The sequence below is a fragment of the Cutibacterium granulosum genome (assembly GCF_900186975.1).
In the GTDB taxonomy this organism is placed as follows: domain Bacteria; phylum Actinomycetota; class Actinomycetes; order Propionibacteriales; family Propionibacteriaceae; genus Cutibacterium; species Cutibacterium granulosum.
In genome coordinates, this window is record NZ_LT906441.1 from 1,288,052 (window position 1) to 1,303,839 (window position 15,788).

Below are 15,788 nucleotides of genomic sequence, written 5' to 3' on the forward strand. Positions count from 1 at the left end.
CACGGACGAGCGGTGTCAGGCAGGCGCGTCAGGCGATGACGCATCGGGCGTCATCGGTCAACCGTTCGGTGCCACCTTTCGGGTGCACCCTGATCATGGAAGGACACGGTCATGGCCGTCGTCACCACTCGTCAACTGCTCGAGAGCGGAGTCCACTTCGGACACCAGACCCGTCGCTGGAACCCGAAGATGAAGCGTTTCATCTTCACCGAGCGCAATGGCATCTACATCATCGACCTGCACCAGTCGCTGACCTACATCGACAAGGCCTACGCCTTCGTCAAGGAGACCGTGGCCAAGGGTGGTCAGATCCTCTTCGTCGGCACGAAGAAGCAGGCCCAGGAGTCCATCGCCGAGCAGGCGAGCCGGGTCGGCATGCCCTACGTCAACCAGCGTTGGCTCGGTGGCATGCTCACCAACTTCCAGACCATCTCCAAGCGCATCGCCCGCCTCAAGGAACTCGAGGCCATGGACTTCGACAAGTCCGGCGGCACCGGCCTGACCAAGAAAGAGCTGCTCATGCTCTCTCGCGAGAAGGACAAGCTGGCCAAGGACCTCGGCGGTATCCGTGACATGGGCAAGCTTCCCCAGGCCGTCTGGATCGTCGACACCAAGAAGGAGCACCTCGCCATCGACGAGGCCCGCAAGCTGCGCATCCCGGTGGTCGCCATCCTCGACACCAACTGCGACCCCGACGAGGTCGATCACCCCATCCCCGGTAACGACGACGCCATCCGCTCCGTCTCGCTGCTGACCCGCATCATCGCCGACGCCGCTGCCGAGGGCCTCATGGCTCGTTCCCAGGGCAAGTCCGGTGAGGAGTCCGCCCAGGCCGAGCCCATGCCTGACTGGGAGCGTGAACTCCTGGAGGGCAAGGACAAGCCTGCCGCCCAGGCCGAAGCCCCCAAGGCTGCGAAGGAAACCAAGGCCCCCAAGGAGGAGTCCGCCGAGGCCACTGAGAAGCCTGAGTCTGCCGAGACCGCGGCTCCGAAGGCCGAGGCTGCTGAGAAGTCCGAGTCCGCCGAGAAGTCCAACTGAGGTACAAGCACCACCGAGAGGATGACATCCATGGCCATCAAGGCTGCTGATGTGAAGAAGCTGCGCGACGCCACCGGCGCGGGCATGATGGACGCCAAGAAGGCTCTCACCGAGGCTGACGGTGATTTCGACAAGGCCGTTGACCTGCTGCGTGTCGCTGGCCAGGCCAAGGCCGCCAAGCGCTCCGACCGTGAGGCTGCCAACGGGCTGGTCGTCGGCGCCGGCAATGCCCTGGTCCAGATTGGTTCGGAGACCGACTTCGTCGCCAAGAACGCCGACTTCGTCGCCACCGCCGACAAGATCGCCAAGGCTGTTGACGTCGCCAAGGCCGATTCCAAGGATGCTGCCGCCCAGGTGCAGCTCGATGACGGCAAGACCGTTGCCCAGACCCTTGAGGACCTGGCCGGCACCATCGGCGAGAAGATCGAGCTGGCCGACGCCGCCTACTTCGAGGGCAACACCCACATCTACCTGCACCGCCGCTCCCAGGACCTGCCGCCTCAGGTGGGTGTCATGGTGGAGTACACCGGTGAGGACACCGAGGCCGTTCACGGCGTCTGCCTGCAGATTGCCGCGATGAACCCGCGTTGGGTCAACCGTGACGAGGTGCCCGCTGACGTCGTCGATCACGAGCGCACCGTCGCCGCCGACATGGCTCGCGAGGAGGGCAAGCCTGAGAAGATCATCGACCGCATCGTCGAGGGTCGTCTGGGCGGCTTCTACAAGGAGAACTGCCTGCTCGAGCAGCCGGCCGTCTCCGACGACAAGAAGTCCGTCGGCGACCTGCTCAAGGCTGCTGGTGTCACCGTGAAGCGTTTCGTGCGCCTGTCCGCTGGCGAGTGAGTCACATCCCACGGTTTCTGCAGGGCCCTGCCACCTCGGTGGCGGGGCCCTGTTGTCCGTCGATGCGGGCATCTGATCCGCGATGTCCTCTGCACGTCGTGCCGCCAAGTCGCTCGCTCCTACGTGTCGCGATAGGCTTTGGGTGACGCACCAGCGACCAAGGAGAGAGATGTCAACCCCTTATCATCGTGTTCTGCTGAAACTTTCCGGCGAGGTTTTCGGCGGTGGAGGGGTCGGTGTTGATCCGCATGTCGTCGACACCAAGGCCAAGGAGATCGCCGAGGTCGTCGCCGGGGGCACTCAGGTGTCCATCGTCGTTGGCGGGGGCAACTTCTTCCGTGGTGCCGAACTGCAGCAGAGCGGCATGGATCGAGATCGTGCCGACTACATGGGCATGCTCGGCACCGTCATGAACTGCCTTGCCCTGCAGGACTTCCTGGAGAAGACCGGCACTCCAACTCGTGTGCAGACCGCCATCCACATGGCTCAGGTGGCCGAACCCTACATCCCGCGTCGCGCCGAGCGTCACATGGAGAAGGGGCGAGTCGTCATCTTCGGTGCTGGCTCCGGTATGCCGTACTTCTCCACCGACACGGTGGCCGCCCAGCGTGCCTTGGAGATTGGCGCCGATGCACTCCTCATGGGCAAGCAGGGGGTGGACGGCGTCTACGACCGTGACCCTGCCAAGGACTCGTCCGCCACGAAGTTCGACGACCTCACCTATGACGAGTTCCTGGCTCGTGACCTCAAGGTTGCCGACGCCACCGCCGTCGCCATGGCGCGGGACAACGACTTGCGCATGATCTTCTTCAATCTTGAGACCCCGGGCAACATCGGCCGGGTCGTCAATGGAGAACCCATTGGGACGACGGTCCACTGAGACCCGCACCCTCACTCACGACCTACGGAAGGACCTCACCATGACTGACGACGCAATCAAGGAAGCTGGCCGCAAGATGGAGGCCAGCGTGGACCACACTCGCGAGGAGTTCGCGACGATTCGAACCGGCCGTGCCAATCCCAAGATGTTCGACACGCTGATGGTCGAGTACTACGGCACTCCCACCCCGCTGCAGCAGCTGGCCACCTTCCAGGTGCCCGAGGCTCGCACCATCCTCATCGCCCCGTTCGACAAGGGCTGCATCAACGAGGTCGAGAAGGCCGTGCGCGATTCCGACCTAGGGGTCAATCCGTCCAGTGACGGCAATGTGGTGCGCTGCGTGCTGCCACAGCTGACGGAGGAGCGCCGCAAGGAGTACACCAAGATGGCCAAGGCCAAGGCTGAGGAGGGCCGAATCGCCATCCGCGCCATCCGTCGCTCCACCAACGATCTCTTCAAGAAGCAGGAGAAGGAGAAGGAGATCTCCGAGGACGACCTGGCTCGGCTGGAGAAGGAACTCGATCAGGTGACCAAGCGTCACGTCGAGCAGATCGACTCCCTGCTTAAGGTCAAGGAGCAGGAACTGCTCGAAATCTGACGGGGTTGCCAGTGAGCGAGAAGAAGTCCTCAACCGGCCGGAATGGCTCGGAGCAGCAGAAGCCGTCAGCGGGTCGCGCCGGTCGTGATCTGCCAGCGGCGATCGTCTCCGGTGTCATCCTGGCCGGAGCCGTCATCGTCACGGTGGGATGGTGGCACTGGGGATTCGTCTTCCTGCTCGCGGCTGTCCTGTGTGCCGCGACGGTCGAGCTACACCGGGCCATGAACCGTATCGACATGACGTCGGCCGTCGTGCCGATCTGCATCGGGGTGGTCGTCATGGTGATCGGTGCCTATGCCGCGTCGATCCGGACGGTGCCGATCCCGCCCAACACCTTTCTCATTGCTGCACTTGGTCTGACGACGGGGCTGGCCATGCTGTGGCGACTGCCGCGCGGGGCACGGGGATTCGTCGGTGACGTCGCCGCCAGTCTGTTGACGATCGCCTACGTCCCGCTGCTGGGCAGCTTCATCCCGCTCATGATGGGCGACGATCAAGGGCCTCGACGCATCATCACGTGGATGCTGTGCATCGTCGGCTCCGACACCGGCGGGTATGCCGTCGGGGTGCTGCTCGGACGTCACCCCATGGCCCCGAGGATCAGCCCGAAGAAGAGTTGGGAGGGGTTCGTCGGATCAGTGGCCACAGCAGCCCTGGTGGGGATCGGACTCACGGTGTGGTTGCTGCACGGCCACTGGTGGATCGGGCTCGTCCTTGGCGTGCTGCTGGCGGTGTTCGGCACCGCTGGCGATCTCGTCGAGTCCATGGTCAAACGCGACGTGGGCCTCAAGGACATGTCGAATTTCATCCCCGGTCACGGGGGAGTGATGGACCGGCTCGACTCTCTGCTGTTCTCCGCCCCGGTGGGCTGGCTCGTCATGACACTGTGCCTGTGACGCCGGCTGGTTTCAGCGTGCTCGACCACGGTTGGGGACGAGAACGCTGAGGATCTCATGAATGGGGATGGTGGTCGCGTCGGACTTGGTGAGGGTGGTCGTGCCGCTCTTGCCCAGCACGCTCCAAGTGATGGTCCAGGGTGTCGTGGCGGTGACGGTGTAGCTGTGGCCGCCCTTGGGGAGCGTGGCATAGCGGTAGCCGCAGGTCGGTGAATCGGCGTCGGGATCGACGTGCGGATTCCAAGGTGTGGTCCTGGTGCAGGTCACCGTGTGGCCGTCACCCATGGCGAAGGAGATGGGACGTCGGGTGGCAGTGAGGCGGACCGGATATCCCTCGACGGTCATGGTGCGAGTCATCGCGGTGGCATTGTCACGGGTGCGTAGCCACAAGGGCTGTCCGATGGCCAGGGTGTGCCACTTGTTGAGGTTCGGGCTGGGCTCGACGATGGGCGTGGGCTGGGGCAGGTTGAGCCCCAACACGGCTCGACGAGCCAGCAGCTCAGGATCTGGAGCCGGCGCGACGGCAGCAGGCTTACCCGGTTTCGATGGCTTTGCCGTGGCGGGGTCGCCAACGATGCAACTGTGCACGGCCTTGTCGCGAGCGTCGGCCTGGCTGTGGTTGGGGGCACCATCAATGGTGTCGGTGAGCATCCGGGCAATCTCCTTGCATTTGGCAATGCGTTCGCGTTCCCGACGTGCGACCTCGGCAGATTCCTTGGCTGTCGAGTGGCCATTGATCGTGGTGTGGGCGTGGGGACTCTTGGCACCGGAACCACGGTTTCTGGTACCCGAACCACCTGGGCGGGTTCGGGTGACATCCACAGTGATTTTCGCGTCGGCGTCAGGGGTGTTGGTGGAGGCATGATAGGAAAAATCTACCGGGGAATCTTCTCGAGAGAGAGGCGTAGAAGGTAGAGAATAGAATATGGTTGCTGAAATTATCATTAATGACATGATTCGACCATCTTCCCATCCCAAAAGACTTGCTTGACAGATCTGTCGTCAGAATATTGGTAGGTGCTGTGGTGGATGACCAGAATTCCTTGGTCCAAAGTGCCGTCACTCAGTGTGTTTTTGATTCCTCTCCAATCCTCACAGGTCTCAAGAGTGATCCCTTTGGGATGGTCTTTGGGTGTGGGAACTTGCCTTATTGATAGGATTTTGTAGGTTCCTGAATGCCATGTCACGTGGTCCTGTGAAACTTTCTTTAAGGATTTCAGATGAGCATCTAAGGCCTGTCCCTTGGCATAGGCAGTCAATGATGTGGGTGCAGGTGACTGAGGATCATATTTACCGGATTTGTGAAGCTGGTAGGAGTTTTCTGTAACAGCTTTGAAAGTGGCGACGGCCTCGTCATAGGGCACGGGTGCCCCTTCGGCATGACTGAGGTCTAGGCTTGGCCGATGGCTGGGAGTCGGGGGAGGAGCAGGGGTGTCTGTGTTGTGGCCGCAGGCAGTGCAGGCAACCAGCACTGTGGCAAGTGCTGCGGTGACAGCAGTGGCATGTCGAAGTGTCATGGGTCCTCACCTGAGAAAATGGGGATGTGAATGAGGTCTGTGTGGACACTTCTGTCATATGCGGGCCACTCATCGCGGTGACAGGGTTGATCGTCACATTTCATCTGTGAGTGGACAGGAATTCATCCACGTGTCACCAGGTGGTCAGGCAGCCAGATTCTTGGATGGAGCGGGGGACACCCAGTTGCCACAACGGCACAACGAGACATGGGAAAGATGTTGCTGGTCTCAGGAGGTACGGCGTCAGAAGGTCGCCATCGAAATGATCGATTCGTGTCCTGGGTATGAGTCCGATGAGGACCCATGGGGTCCAGTCGTGGCCTACTCCTGATGAGCCGCCGGCTGGGCCTTGGCCGTGCATTTTCCGCACGTCCCGTACAGCTCGATGTCGTGGCCGGTAAGGGTGAATCCATGATCGGTGGCGATGTTACGAGCCCACTGCTCGATGGTGGAGTCAGCCTCGATTTCCACGGCTGTCCCGCACTGGCTGCACACTAGGTGATGATGGTGGGTGGGGGAGCAGCGACGGTACGTCATCTCACCCTCGGGGGTGCGGATGGCGTCGAGCTCGCCGCCATCGGCCATGGCCTGCAGATTGCGGTAGACGGTGGCCAGGCCGACGGAGACGTCCCCGTCGCGCAGTGCGTCGAACACCTGCTGGGCAGTCATGAATGACGACTCATCCTGGAACACGGCACTGATGGCCAGCCGCTGTTTGGTGGTGCGACGTCCAGTGCGAGGTGTGGCCACGATTCGTCCTTCCATGAGGTTTGATCGACATGACCTTGTCAAGGATACTCGGTCGCTGCCGCCTTGCTCCGCCAAACATACCTCGTATGTCATTTTTGAGCTCAGGTGGTGAGTTTTTGTGTTCGGTAGGCTTTCGTCATGCTCGTCGTGCTGCGTTTCCGTGTCCCCACTGCCGCTCGCTCCGGTTTCGCCGCTGCCCTGAGGCATCTGGAGCGTCATCTGCGGGGCTGCTCCGGCCTGGAGTCGCTGCATGTCGGCACGGCGGTCGACGACGATGAGCTGCACACCGTGGTCACCACGTGGGACCTTCCCAAGTCGTGGCGCAGCGCCTTCACCGGAGCGGCTGGCCGGGCTGCGTTCCTGCCCGTCATGGCCTGGCTCCTTGACGAGCCCACGGCCTACTCCGACGCCGCCGACGAGTCGTTCACGCTGCCAGCGCTGTGATGACACGACCCGCCGGTGGCGCCATCGAGGTCACTCGGGGTTGCGGGCGCGGCTTCCGACGACCCAGGCGCCACCCAGTTGGGCGATGAGGGTCAGCAAGACGATCGATCCGAACGTCTCGAGGCTGAGCGGAGCCACCTCTGCCAGCGCCGAGCCGGCTGAGGTCCCGTTGGTCGTGGCGAACTCGATCCCCAGTGCCGTGATGCTCACCGCGATGAGTACGCCGGCTGCCAGCTGGACGATGAGGGTCTCGGCACCTACGACGTTGAGTAGGCGACGCATCCCGATCCCCAACGAGTGGAGGACGTGGAACTCACGGTGTCGTGCCATGGCTCCGCTCACGGCCATCTGGATCACGGAGACGAGGCACATGACGTAGACCGTACCGAAGATGCCCACATTGCCTTGGTAGGCGTTCGCCTTGCGTTCGGCGATGGCTTTGCTGACCCACTGCTCCTTGGACATGGCTGTCACACTCGCGCCGGCGGAGTTCGCAACCTGCTCGGCCGCCGAGGCGTCCAAGCCGTTGAGATACGTCGTCGTGTGGAGCTTGTCGGGTTCCTTGGTGAAGCGGCCCACCTGGTCCCAGTTCATGATCGGGGTTTCGAGGAACGGGTGCGTGTACGTCGCTACGACGTGAGCCGTCAACTTGTGTCCCTGCACGTCCGTCACGTCCATGGTGTCGCCGACGTTGTAACCCTTCGCGAGGGCCGCGACGTCGGTGCCGTGGACCTTGCTCGCGTCACCGGAGATGATCTTCAGTCCCGTCAGCTTTTCCATGGTCTTCACGTCGGCGAAGGAATAGCTGTCGTCGAGCCGGGGGAGGATCGCGAATCGTGCGACCTTCCCACCATGCCTCGACCATGCCTGGGCGGCACGATCAGTCTGGTCCAGACCGATCGCCTCGGAGACGGTCTGTGACTGGGCGGCCTTGCGAAAGTTGGCAGCCTGCACCTGTTCGTCGGGGACGTTCGCGACCATGAAGCCACCGATCATGCCCACCCCCACGATCACCGGAGTCGCCAGACGTGCGTAACGCAGACGGTCCTTGGAGGAGCGCTTGGCGGCCAGGAGCCCCGATCCCGGTGCCACGAGGCCGACGAGGTGACCCACGAGCCACGCTCCCGCCGGCACGAGCAGGGGGGCGAGTGCAATGGCCGGGATGATGGCGAGGAAGGGCAGGGCCAGCATGCCCCAGGCGCCGAGGGTCTGTGGATCCAGGAAGATGATGGCGAGGATCCCGCCCACACCGATGACCAAGCGCAGGGTGACGGACCACTTCGACATCGAGGAGACGGTGTTGTCGTGGGAATCGACGAGCTCGCGATCGGGAATCCGTCGCAGGGCTCTGCGACCGGCCAGCCCTGCCAGCAGAGCCATGACCACCAGAAGGATGAGCAGTGGCCGGACGCTGACCCCGGTCCTCACCGACACGTTGGGCCCGAAGAACTTGATGGCCTGCAGTCCGCGCAGGAACGCCGGGGCGAGGAGCGCCCCGACGATCACCGAGGGCACGCCGGCCACGAGTGAGACGAAGAAACACTCGAGGAACATGAGCCACCCCAGGCGCCGGCGAGTCGCGCCGGCCAGGCGCATCATCGCCAACTCGCGCTGACGGTAGGAGACGACTTGGGTGACGATGGATATGAGCATGAAACCGCAGATCGTCACCGCGAGGATGGCGATGAACCACAGGATCCAGCTGACGTTGTCCAGCTGCACGGCGAGTTCGTCGGCACTGACGCCGGGAACGTTCACCCGGGAGGGGTCGGAGAAGTCGGAGGCCAGTGTCACTTCGGCGCCACCGATGAGCATCGTCAGCACGACGGTGACGATGACGCCTGCATACAGATCCCGGTGACGCCGCACGAGACGAGTAGCCAGTTGCGTCGTGGCGATCATGCGTGCGCCTCCATCTGCACCAGGCGGTCCGAGATCTCTCGGGGGCTTAACCCCGTCGTGTCGTCAACGATGTGGCCGTCGTATAGGAAGATGACTCGCTGGGCTTGTGAGGCTACGACTGGGTCGTGGGTCACCATGACGAGGGTGGTTCCCACCTCGGGCAGCGCGACGAGATTGTCCATGACTTCGCGGCGCGACTCGGAGTCGAGGGCCCCAGTCGGTTCGTCGGCGAAGAGGATATCCCGGTGCGTCGCGATGGCTCGGGCGATCGCGACCCGCTGCTGCTGACCACCTGACATCTTGTCGGGGTAGCGGTGAGTCAACTCAGCCAGCCCGACGCGGGTCAGCGACTCGGTGGCGACGTCGTCAGCCATGCGGGTCCCGTCGAAGAGGGCCGGCAGCTTGACATTCTCGATGGCCGTGAGGGCATCAATGAGGTTGTACTGCTGGAAGATGAAGCCCCACGCCTTGCGCCGGAGCGAGTCGAGTTTGGACTGGCTCATCTTCGCAAGATCCTGACCGCGGTAGAGGACCTGACCGGAGCTGGGACGGATCATGCCGGACAGGCAGTTGAGCAGGGTTGTCTTGCCCGACCCCGATGGTCCCATGATCGCGGTCGTCGTGGCCGGTGCGAAATCGAGATCGATACCCTTGAGGACCTCGGTCCCTGAGCTGAACCGATGATGCACTCCGACGAGGCTGAGGACTTGAGACGTCGACGTAACGGAAGCTGTGAATTGTTCTCTCATGGGAATGCAGGAGCTCTCTGTCGTATTCAGCCGGGGAAATAGGTTGTTGTAGCTACATGGTACATATTTCTCATTGCAGCCATTCGCCATCCCCACGTTTGTGGCCGGCAGTGCGCCTGGGCGGGCCCCAAGACCAAGACAAACCATGGCTTGGAACAGATCGCGACAGACTCCGTCACCCTGCCCTGCGTCTGACCCGCTACAATCGCGCTCAGCGGCTCAGCCGAATTCACCTAGCCGTCATCCGGACGGCTATGCCAATGAGGACTTGGAAGAAAGGACGGCCATGGCCCCCACGAGTACCCTGGACAACGTCATCAACCTGTGCAAACGACGCGGATTCGTCTTCCCGTGCGGAGAGATCTACGGCGGCACCCGAGCAGCCTGGGACTACGGCCCCTTCGGTGTCGAGCTCAAGGAGAACATCAAGAAGCAGTGGTGGCGCCACATGGTCACCACTCGCGACGATGTCGTCGGTCTGGACTCCTCGGTGATCCTTCCCAAGGACGTGTGGGTCGCCTCGGGTCACGTCGGCGTCTTCAACGACCCGCTCACCGAGTGCCTCTCCTGTCACAAACGTATGCGCGCTGACCACCTGCAGGAGGCCTACGCCGAGAAGCACGGCCTTGACAACCCCGATTCCGTCGACCTCGCAGAGATCAACTGCCCCAACTGTGGCAACAAGGGCCAGTGGACCGAGCCGCGCGACTTCAACATGATGCTCAAGACCTACCTGGGCGTCATCGAGGACGAGTCCGGACTGCACTACCTGCGCCCCGAGACCGCGCAGGGCATCTTCATCAACTTCCAGAACGTCGTCACCTCGGCACGCAAGAAGCCGCCGTTCGGCATCGCCCAGACCGGAAAGTCGTTCCGCAACGAGATCACGCCCGGCAACTTCATCTTCCGTACCCGCGAGTTCGAGCAGATGGAGATGGAGTTCTTCGTCGAACCAGGAACCGACGAGAAGTGGCACCAGTACTGGATTGACGAGCGCACCAACTGGTACACCGACCTGGGAATCAATCCCGACAATCTTCGCCACTACGAGCATCCCAAGGAAAAGCTCTCCCACTATTCCAAGCGCACCGTCGACATTGAGTACAAATTCGGTTTCGCCGGTTCGGACTGGGGCGAGCTGGAGGGTATCGCCAACCGCACCGATTTCGATCTGGGCACCCACACCAAGCATTCTGGACGTGACCTGTCGTACTTCGACCAGGCGCAGAACAAGCGCTACCTGCCTTACGTCATCGAGCCGGCAGCCGGTCTCACGCGTTCCCTCATGGCGTTCATGGTCGACGCCTACACCGAGGACGAGGCCCCCAACGCCAAGGGTGGTGTCGACAAGCGCACCGTCCTCAAGCTCGATCCGCGTCTTGCCCCGGTGAAGGCCGCCGTCCTGCCGCTGAGCCGCAACTCCGACCTCTCGCCCAAGGCTCGTGACCTTGCCGCGCAGCTGCGCCAGCGGTGGAACGTCGACTTCGACGATGCCCAGGCCATCGGCAAGCGTTACCGTCGCCAGGACGAGATCGGCACCCCGTTCTGCGTCACCGTGGACTTCGACACCCTTGACGACAATGCCGTGACGGTGCGGGACCGCGACACCATGGGTCAGGAGCGCATCGCGCTGGACAAGGTGGAGGACTACCTCGCCGAGCGGCTTCCGCGCTTCTGAGGCAACGCCTTTTCAGACATGCCCGCCCTGCCTGGCTCCACCTGGGGTCAGGCAGGGCGGCTGCCTCAGCCGAGCAGGTCGAGGCCCAGGTCCAGCACCGGCGCTGAGTGTGTCAACGCCCCCACTGCGACGAAGTCGACTCCGGTGGCAGCCACGGCCGGGGCGTCGTCCAGCCGCAACCCACCGGACGCCTCGGTGCGCACTCCGGCCGGACGGGCCAGGGCCACGGCCTGCGCCATGAGATCGGGACTCATGTTGTCCAGCAGCACCAGTTGCGCACCTGCCTCGATGGCCTCGCTCACCTGATCGAGCCGGTCACATTCCACCTCACAGTCCACCTCGGGGGCATGGCGATGCACGGCAGCCAGTGCCGCTGCCACCGATCCCGCCGCGGCGATGTGGTTGTCCTTGACGAGCGCGGCGTCACCCAGTCCCATCCGATGATTGACGCCCCCGCCACAACGCACCGCGTACTTCTGCAGCACCCGCAGCCCTGGAACGGTCTTGCGGGTGTCACGCACCTTGGTGGGGCTGCCAGCCAGAGCATCCACCCAGGCGGCGGTGGCCGTTGCCACCCCGGAGAGCTGTGAGACGAGGTTCAGCATGGTGCGCTCAGCCGTGAGCAGGGTGCGCACCGGCCCCTCAACCGTGAGGACGACGGCACCCGGCTGCACCCGCTCACCATCGGCCATCCGCATCTGGACGTGTACCTGTGTTTCGTGACTCCCCTGACTTGTGAGGCGGTGGGCGGGTGAGTACGGCGCCATGAACTGCAGTGCGTACGCCCCGACCGGCACTCCGGCCAGCGTGCCGTGCGCTCTGCTCACCACCTGGGCGGTGGCACGTTCGTCGCCGAAGATCGCTTCGGTGGTGACGTCCGGCCCCCAGCGCAGGTCTTCGGCAAAGGTCGCCTCGATGAGGGTACGCACCTGAGCTGGGTCCAGACCGGCGTCCTTCAGGGTTGCAACGATGTCGTCGTGCGTACTGCTCGCGCTGCCCATCATGCTGCCCTCACCATGCCACTGGAGGCACACACGTCGAGATGGCGTTGCCACCGTGCGTCACGATCTGGATGGTCGGAACGACGATGGCAGCCACGGGACTCGGTACGTGCCAGGGCCGACGTCGTCGCTGCCCAGGCCACCGTGCACAGATTCGTCGTCGTGAGGGTGTCGTCGGTCAGTGACGATCCTGGTTCCAGACGGTCGAGGAAGTCGAGGACGTCGTGCATTCCTGCCTCCTGCCGCAGCACCGACATGTGACGGTCCATGAGCGCATGCAACTCGCTGAGCTGACTGGCTGCCACCGGGGCCACCGTGCGTCGGGAAACGTCACGACGGGCGGTGAGGCGCTCCGGGACCGGATGCTCTGGGATCGCTTGATCCCTGATCCCATGACTCATGTGGTTTCGCCGCACAGCCGAAGTGTCAGGGTCCACATGGGGTGCCAGATCCTTTTGGGGATCTGCTCCCAGCACCTGTTCTGCAATGGCGCGTGCCGCGAGCTCGCCCATGACGAGTCCCTCGGTCAAGGAGTTCGAGGCAAGCCTATTGGCCCCCTGCACCCCCGTGCACGCGACCTCACCGACCGCCCACAACCCCGGTACACTGGTGCGGCCAGCCATGTCGGCCACCAGACCCCCGCAGTGGTAGTGCGCTCCTGGCCGCACCGGAATGGGTTCCGCCACCGGGTCGATGCCGCGCTTCCGGCACATCTGCAGGATCGACGGGAACATCGTCTCCCACGTGTGCACCCCGAACGCCGTGGCATCCAGGAAGAGATGATCGGCGCCAATACGCATCATGTGCGCCCACTCGGCCGCGGAGACGACGTCGCGCGGGGCCAGATCGGCAAGCGGATGCACCCCGGTCATGACGCGCCCACCGTGGGCGTCGACGAGAAATGCCCCCTCACCACGTACCGCCTCGGAGATGAGCACCCCGCGATCATCGGGAATGCGGTGGGCTGGTGGCACGACGAGGATCGTCGGGTGGAACTGCATGAACTCGACGTCACGGGCCACTGCTCCGGCGCGCAGACCTGCTGCCAGTCCGTCGCCGGTGGACACCGTGGGATTGGTCGTGGTCGACCACAACTGCCCGATGCCCCCGGTGGCCAGCACGACATGGTCGCAGGAGATCTCGACGGTCGTCCCGCCCCGGGCCACGAGCACACCACATGTCGCACCGCGGCAGTCCGTGCAGATGTCGATGAGGCGCGCATGGTCACACACGTTGAGCGCTCCTGCCCGACGGGCCAGCGTCACCTCCACCTCGTGACCGGACTGGTCGCCCCCGGCGTGCAGGATTCGCCGTGCATGGTGGCCGCCTTCCAGGTGCAGATCGATGTCGCCTGCGTCGTCGGTGTCGAAGGATGCACCATCGGCCATGAGCCGGCGCAGGGCACCGGGTGCTCGCGTCACCAAGGTGCGTACCGCCTGCTCGTCACACAGGCCGGCACCAGCGGTCAGGGTGTCTGCGACATGCAGGTCCACCGAGTCGTCCGCACGCCACACCGCCGCCAGACCACCCTGGGCCCAGTCGGTGGCCGAATCGGTGAGTTCGCCGCGTGTCACCAGCAGGGTTGGCACACCGGCGGCGGCAAGATCCAGGGCGGTGCGCATCCCGGCGGCTCCCGATCCGACGATCACGACCTGCGTGGTCAGATGGTCCTGCACCGGAGGGCAGATGAGTTGGGTTTCACCCATGAGGTCAGTGGTCACGGCCCGATCCAATCTCGATCATGCGCTCCACGGCCCGGCGCGCCCGGCTGGCAATTGCCGGGTCCACCGTCACCTCGTCGGTTCCCTCGCGCAGGCAGGTGAGCAGCTTGTCGGGGGTGGTCTGCTTCATGAATGGGCAGATCGCGTGCGGGTTCACCGGGTCGAAGGTGGTGTCGGGGTTCGCGGCGCGCAGCTGGTGCAGCATCCCGACCTCGGTGGCCACCAGCACTCGATCGGCGCTGGTGGCACGGGCGGCATCGAGCATGCCACCGGTGGACAGGACATGGGTGCGCTCCTCGGGGAGCTCGCCCTGCCCAGCCAACCACAGGGCCGATGTCGTGCATCCACACTCCGGGTGGACGAACAGCTCGGCATCGTGGTCGGCGCGTACTTGGTCGACGAGGTCCGACGGTGAGATGTCGGCGTGGACGTGGCACTCGCCCATCCACACGTGGATGTTGCGGCGTCCGGTCACCCGACGCACATGGGCCCCGAGGAACTGGTCGGGGCAGAAGAGGATCTCCTGATCGGGGGAGATGGAGTTGACGACGTCGACCGCATTGGAACTCGTGCAGCACACATCGGTCTCCGCCTTGACGGCAGCCGTGGTGTTGACGTAGCTCACCACGACCGCACCGGGGTGCTCGGCCTTCCACGCTCGCAGCTGGTCGGCGGTGATGCAGTCGGCCAGGGAGCAACCGGCGGAGGCGTCCGGAATGAGCACCCGCTTGTCGGGGGAGAGCAACTTGGCGGTCTCGGCCATGAAGTGCACCCCGGCGAAGACAATCGTCGAGGCGTCCGACGTGGCGGCGATCCGGGACAGCGCCAGGGAATCGCCGACGTGATCGGCGACGTCCTGGATCTGGGGATCCTGATAGTTGTGGGCAAGGATGACGGCATCCTGCCGGTCTGCCTCCCTGCGCACCTGTTGCGCCCAGGACATCGACGTCGTCGTGGTCACGGAACCTCTCCTTCCGACGGTTATTGACCGGTAGTCTATAACTTTTTCGACGAGGAGACGAAAACTGTCGTCGGATAGGCTCTACCCGTGAGGAACAGGCCCTACCGTGACCACCGTGGCGTCGCCAAGTACCGTCATGAGGTGCTGGCCGCCATCCTGCGCGTCAACGAGCGGCTCGAGGTGCTCGCCACCCCCCGCTCCCGAGACCCCTTCGCGGGGCAGTCGGCGTTGATAGGCGGACCGGTGGAGGTCGACGAGACGATGGAGCAGGCGATCGCTCGGCACATGACCGGTCAGCTGGGCGGGGCTCGGCCGGTGCACGTGGAGCAGGTGAGCACCGTCTCCGACCCGGCACGTGACCCGTTCGAGCGCACCATCGCCACCGCATATCTCGCACTCACCCCGCCCGACGGGCTTCCCGAGGTGGTCGGGAACAGCTGGTTGCCCGTCGATGACCTGCCGAACATGGCCTTCGACCATGCGCAGATCGTCTCCGCGGCCGCGCGACGGTTGCGCAGCAAGACCTCCTACACCAACATCGTCTACGCCCTGGCTCCCGAGGAGTTCACGATGGCCCGACTGCGCGCGATCTACCAGGCCGTTCTTGGCCACGAGGTGGACGTCACGAACCTGGGTCGGGTGCTGCGCAGACGTGGCCAGATCGAGAAGACCGGTGATGTGGCGGCGCCGGGGGAGCGGGGTGGCCGTCCGGCGTCGACCTGGCGGTTCATTGATCGTCGCTACGTCGTCACGGACCCTTTTGCGGTGCTGGCCCCCGGCAACTGAACAGCCCCCGAGTTCCAGACGTGA

The 15,788-nt window shown here is 63.9% G+C and carries 16 protein-coding genes; 8 read left to right on the plus strand and 8 right to left on the minus strand.

Annotated elements, in window-relative coordinates; all coding sequences use genetic code 11:
- The first annotated feature begins 111 nt into the window (after window positions 1–111).
- The 5 genes from rpsB to CKV91_RS05475 all read left to right on the plus strand — a co-directional run bounded on the left by rpsB (window position 112) and on the right by CKV91_RS05475 (window position 4,255).
- Window positions 112–1,038, plus strand: a complete 927-nt coding sequence (rpsB, locus tag CKV91_RS05455; protein ID WP_021103098.1) for a 30S ribosomal protein S2 — start codon at window positions 112–114, stop codon at window positions 1,036–1,038.
- Window positions 1,039–1,068: 30 nt separating this feature from the next.
- The gene (gene tsf / locus CKV91_RS05460; protein WP_021103099.1) at window positions 1,069–1,881 is read left to right on the plus strand and encodes a translation elongation factor Ts; all 813 of its coding nucleotides are present in this window, start codon (window positions 1,069–1,071) and stop codon (window positions 1,879–1,881) included.
- Window positions 1,882–2,050: 169 nt separating this feature from the next.
- On the plus strand, window positions 2,051–2,761 hold the full coding sequence (gene pyrH / locus CKV91_RS05465) for a UMP kinase (RefSeq protein WP_021103100.1): 711 nt from the start codon (window positions 2,051–2,053) through the stop codon (window positions 2,759–2,761).
- Between the two features lie 40 nt (window positions 2,762–2,801).
- Entirely contained in the window at window positions 2,802–3,359 is a 558-nt protein-coding gene (gene frr, locus CKV91_RS05470; RefSeq protein WP_021103101.1) for a ribosome recycling factor, read from the plus strand.
- A gap of 89 nt (window positions 3,360–3,448) precedes the next feature.
- A complete protein-coding gene (locus tag CKV91_RS05475; protein ID WP_411430987.1) occupies window positions 3,449–4,255 on the plus strand; it encodes a phosphatidate cytidylyltransferase in 807 nt (268 codons plus the stop codon).
- A gap of 12 nt (window positions 4,256–4,267) precedes the next feature.
- On the opposite strand, the gene CKV91_RS05480 is transcribed toward CKV91_RS05475, so the two are convergent.
- The 3 genes from CKV91_RS05480 to CKV91_RS05485 all read right to left on the minus strand — a co-directional run bounded on the left by CKV91_RS05480 (window position 4,268) and on the right by CKV91_RS05485 (window position 6,522).
- Window positions 4,268–5,077, minus strand: a complete 810-nt coding sequence (locus CKV91_RS05480) for a hypothetical protein (protein WP_021105421.1) — start codon at window positions 5,075–5,077, stop codon at window positions 4,268–4,270.
- 122 nt (window positions 5,078–5,199) lie between these two features.
- Window positions 5,200–5,772, minus strand: coding sequence for a hypothetical protein (locus tag CKV91_RS09380; RefSeq protein ID WP_155944878.1), 573 nt, complete (start codon window positions 5,770–5,772; stop codon window positions 5,200–5,202).
- Between the two features lie 321 nt (window positions 5,773–6,093).
- A complete protein-coding gene (locus CKV91_RS05485) occupies window positions 6,094–6,522 on the minus strand; it encodes a Fur family transcriptional regulator (protein WP_231933696.1) in 429 nt (142 codons plus the stop codon).
- 138 nt (window positions 6,523–6,660) lie between these two features.
- Here CKV91_RS05485 and CKV91_RS05490 point away from each other — a divergent pair, with 138 nt between their 5' ends.
- Window positions 6,661–6,966, plus strand: coding sequence for an antibiotic biosynthesis monooxygenase family protein (locus tag CKV91_RS05490; protein WP_021103106.1), 306 nt, complete (start codon window positions 6,661–6,663; stop codon window positions 6,964–6,966).
- A gap of 30 nt (window positions 6,967–6,996) precedes the next feature.
- Here the strand turns inward: CKV91_RS05490 and CKV91_RS05495 are convergent, their stop codons facing one another.
- Window positions 6,997–8,868 (minus strand): ABC transporter permease, encoded by a 1,872-nt coding sequence (locus CKV91_RS05495; RefSeq protein WP_021103107.1) that lies wholly within the window; start codon window positions 8,866–8,868, stop codon window positions 6,997–6,999.
- Window positions 8,865–9,617, minus strand: a complete 753-nt coding sequence (locus tag CKV91_RS05500; protein ID WP_036957276.1) for an ABC transporter ATP-binding protein — start codon at window positions 9,615–9,617, stop codon at window positions 8,865–8,867. Before CKV91_RS05500 ends, CKV91_RS05495 begins: the two co-directional genes overlap by 4 nt.
- 286 nt (window positions 9,618–9,903) lie before the next feature.
- Here CKV91_RS05500 and CKV91_RS05505 point away from each other — a divergent pair, with 286 nt between their 5' ends.
- Window positions 9,904–11,295 (plus strand): glycine--tRNA ligase, encoded by a 1,392-nt coding sequence (locus tag CKV91_RS05505; RefSeq protein ID WP_021105423.1) that lies wholly within the window; start codon window positions 9,904–9,906, stop codon window positions 11,293–11,295.
- 65 nt (window positions 11,296–11,360) lie between these two features.
- On the opposite strand, the gene nadC is transcribed toward CKV91_RS05505, so the two are convergent.
- Genes nadC through nadA form a run of 3 tightly spaced genes read right to left on the minus strand, consistent with a single transcriptional unit; the run spans window position 11,361 to window position 14,978 of the window.
- Entirely contained in the window at window positions 11,361–12,296 is a 936-nt protein-coding gene (gene nadC / locus CKV91_RS05510) for a carboxylating nicotinate-nucleotide diphosphorylase (protein ID WP_065860760.1), read from the minus strand.
- A complete protein-coding gene (locus CKV91_RS05515; RefSeq protein ID WP_021105425.1) occupies window positions 12,296–14,017 on the minus strand; it encodes an L-aspartate oxidase in 1,722 nt (573 codons plus the stop codon). The genes nadC and CKV91_RS05515 overlap by 1 nt, the downstream gene beginning before the upstream one ends.
- Window positions 14,007–14,978 (minus strand): quinolinate synthase NadA, encoded by a 972-nt coding sequence (nadA, locus tag CKV91_RS05520; RefSeq protein ID WP_021105426.1) that lies wholly within the window; start codon window positions 14,976–14,978, stop codon window positions 14,007–14,009. Before nadA ends, CKV91_RS05515 begins: the two co-directional genes overlap by 11 nt.
- 87 nt (window positions 14,979–15,065) lie before the next feature.
- Between nadA and CKV91_RS05525 the strand changes: the two genes are divergently transcribed.
- The gene (locus CKV91_RS05525; RefSeq protein ID WP_021105427.1) at window positions 15,066–15,764 is read left to right on the plus strand and encodes an NUDIX hydrolase; all 699 of its coding nucleotides are present in this window, start codon (window positions 15,066–15,068) and stop codon (window positions 15,762–15,764) included.
- Window positions 15,765–15,788 lie beyond the last annotated feature (24 nt).

Bases quoted from the DNA above. Each gene is read 5' to 3' on its own strand.
- CKV91_RS05490 (WP_021103106.1), top strand. From the start codon at position 6,661: ATGCTCGTCGTGCTGCGTTTCCGTGTCCCCACTGCCGCTCGCTCCGGT.
- CKV91_RS05505 (WP_021105423.1), top strand. From the start codon at position 9,904: ATGGCCCCCACGAGTACCCTGGACAACGTCATCAACCTGTGCAAACGA.
- tsf (WP_021103099.1), top strand. From the start codon at position 1,069: ATGGCCATCAAGGCTGCTGATGTGAAGAAGCTGCGCGACGCCACCGGC.
- CKV91_RS05500 (WP_036957276.1), bottom strand. From the start codon at position 9,617: ATGAGAGAACAATTCACAGCTTCCGTTACGTCGACGTCTCAAGTCCTC.
- frr (WP_021103101.1), top strand. From the start codon at position 2,802: ATGACTGACGACGCAATCAAGGAAGCTGGCCGCAAGATGGAGGCCAGC.
- rpsB (WP_021103098.1), top strand. From the start codon at position 112: ATGGCCGTCGTCACCACTCGTCAACTGCTCGAGAGCGGAGTCCACTTC.
- CKV91_RS05495 (WP_021103107.1), bottom strand. From the start codon at position 8,868: ATGATCGCCACGACGCAACTGGCTACTCGTCTCGTGCGGCGTCACCGG.
- nadC (WP_065860760.1), bottom strand. From the start codon at position 12,296: ATGGGCAGCGCGAGCAGTACGCACGACGACATCGTTGCAACCCTGAAG.
- CKV91_RS09380 (WP_155944878.1), bottom strand. From the start codon at position 5,772: ATGACACTTCGACATGCCACTGCTGTCACCGCAGCACTTGCCACAGTG.
- pyrH (WP_021103100.1), top strand. From the start codon at position 2,051: ATGTCAACCCCTTATCATCGTGTTCTGCTGAAACTTTCCGGCGAGGTT.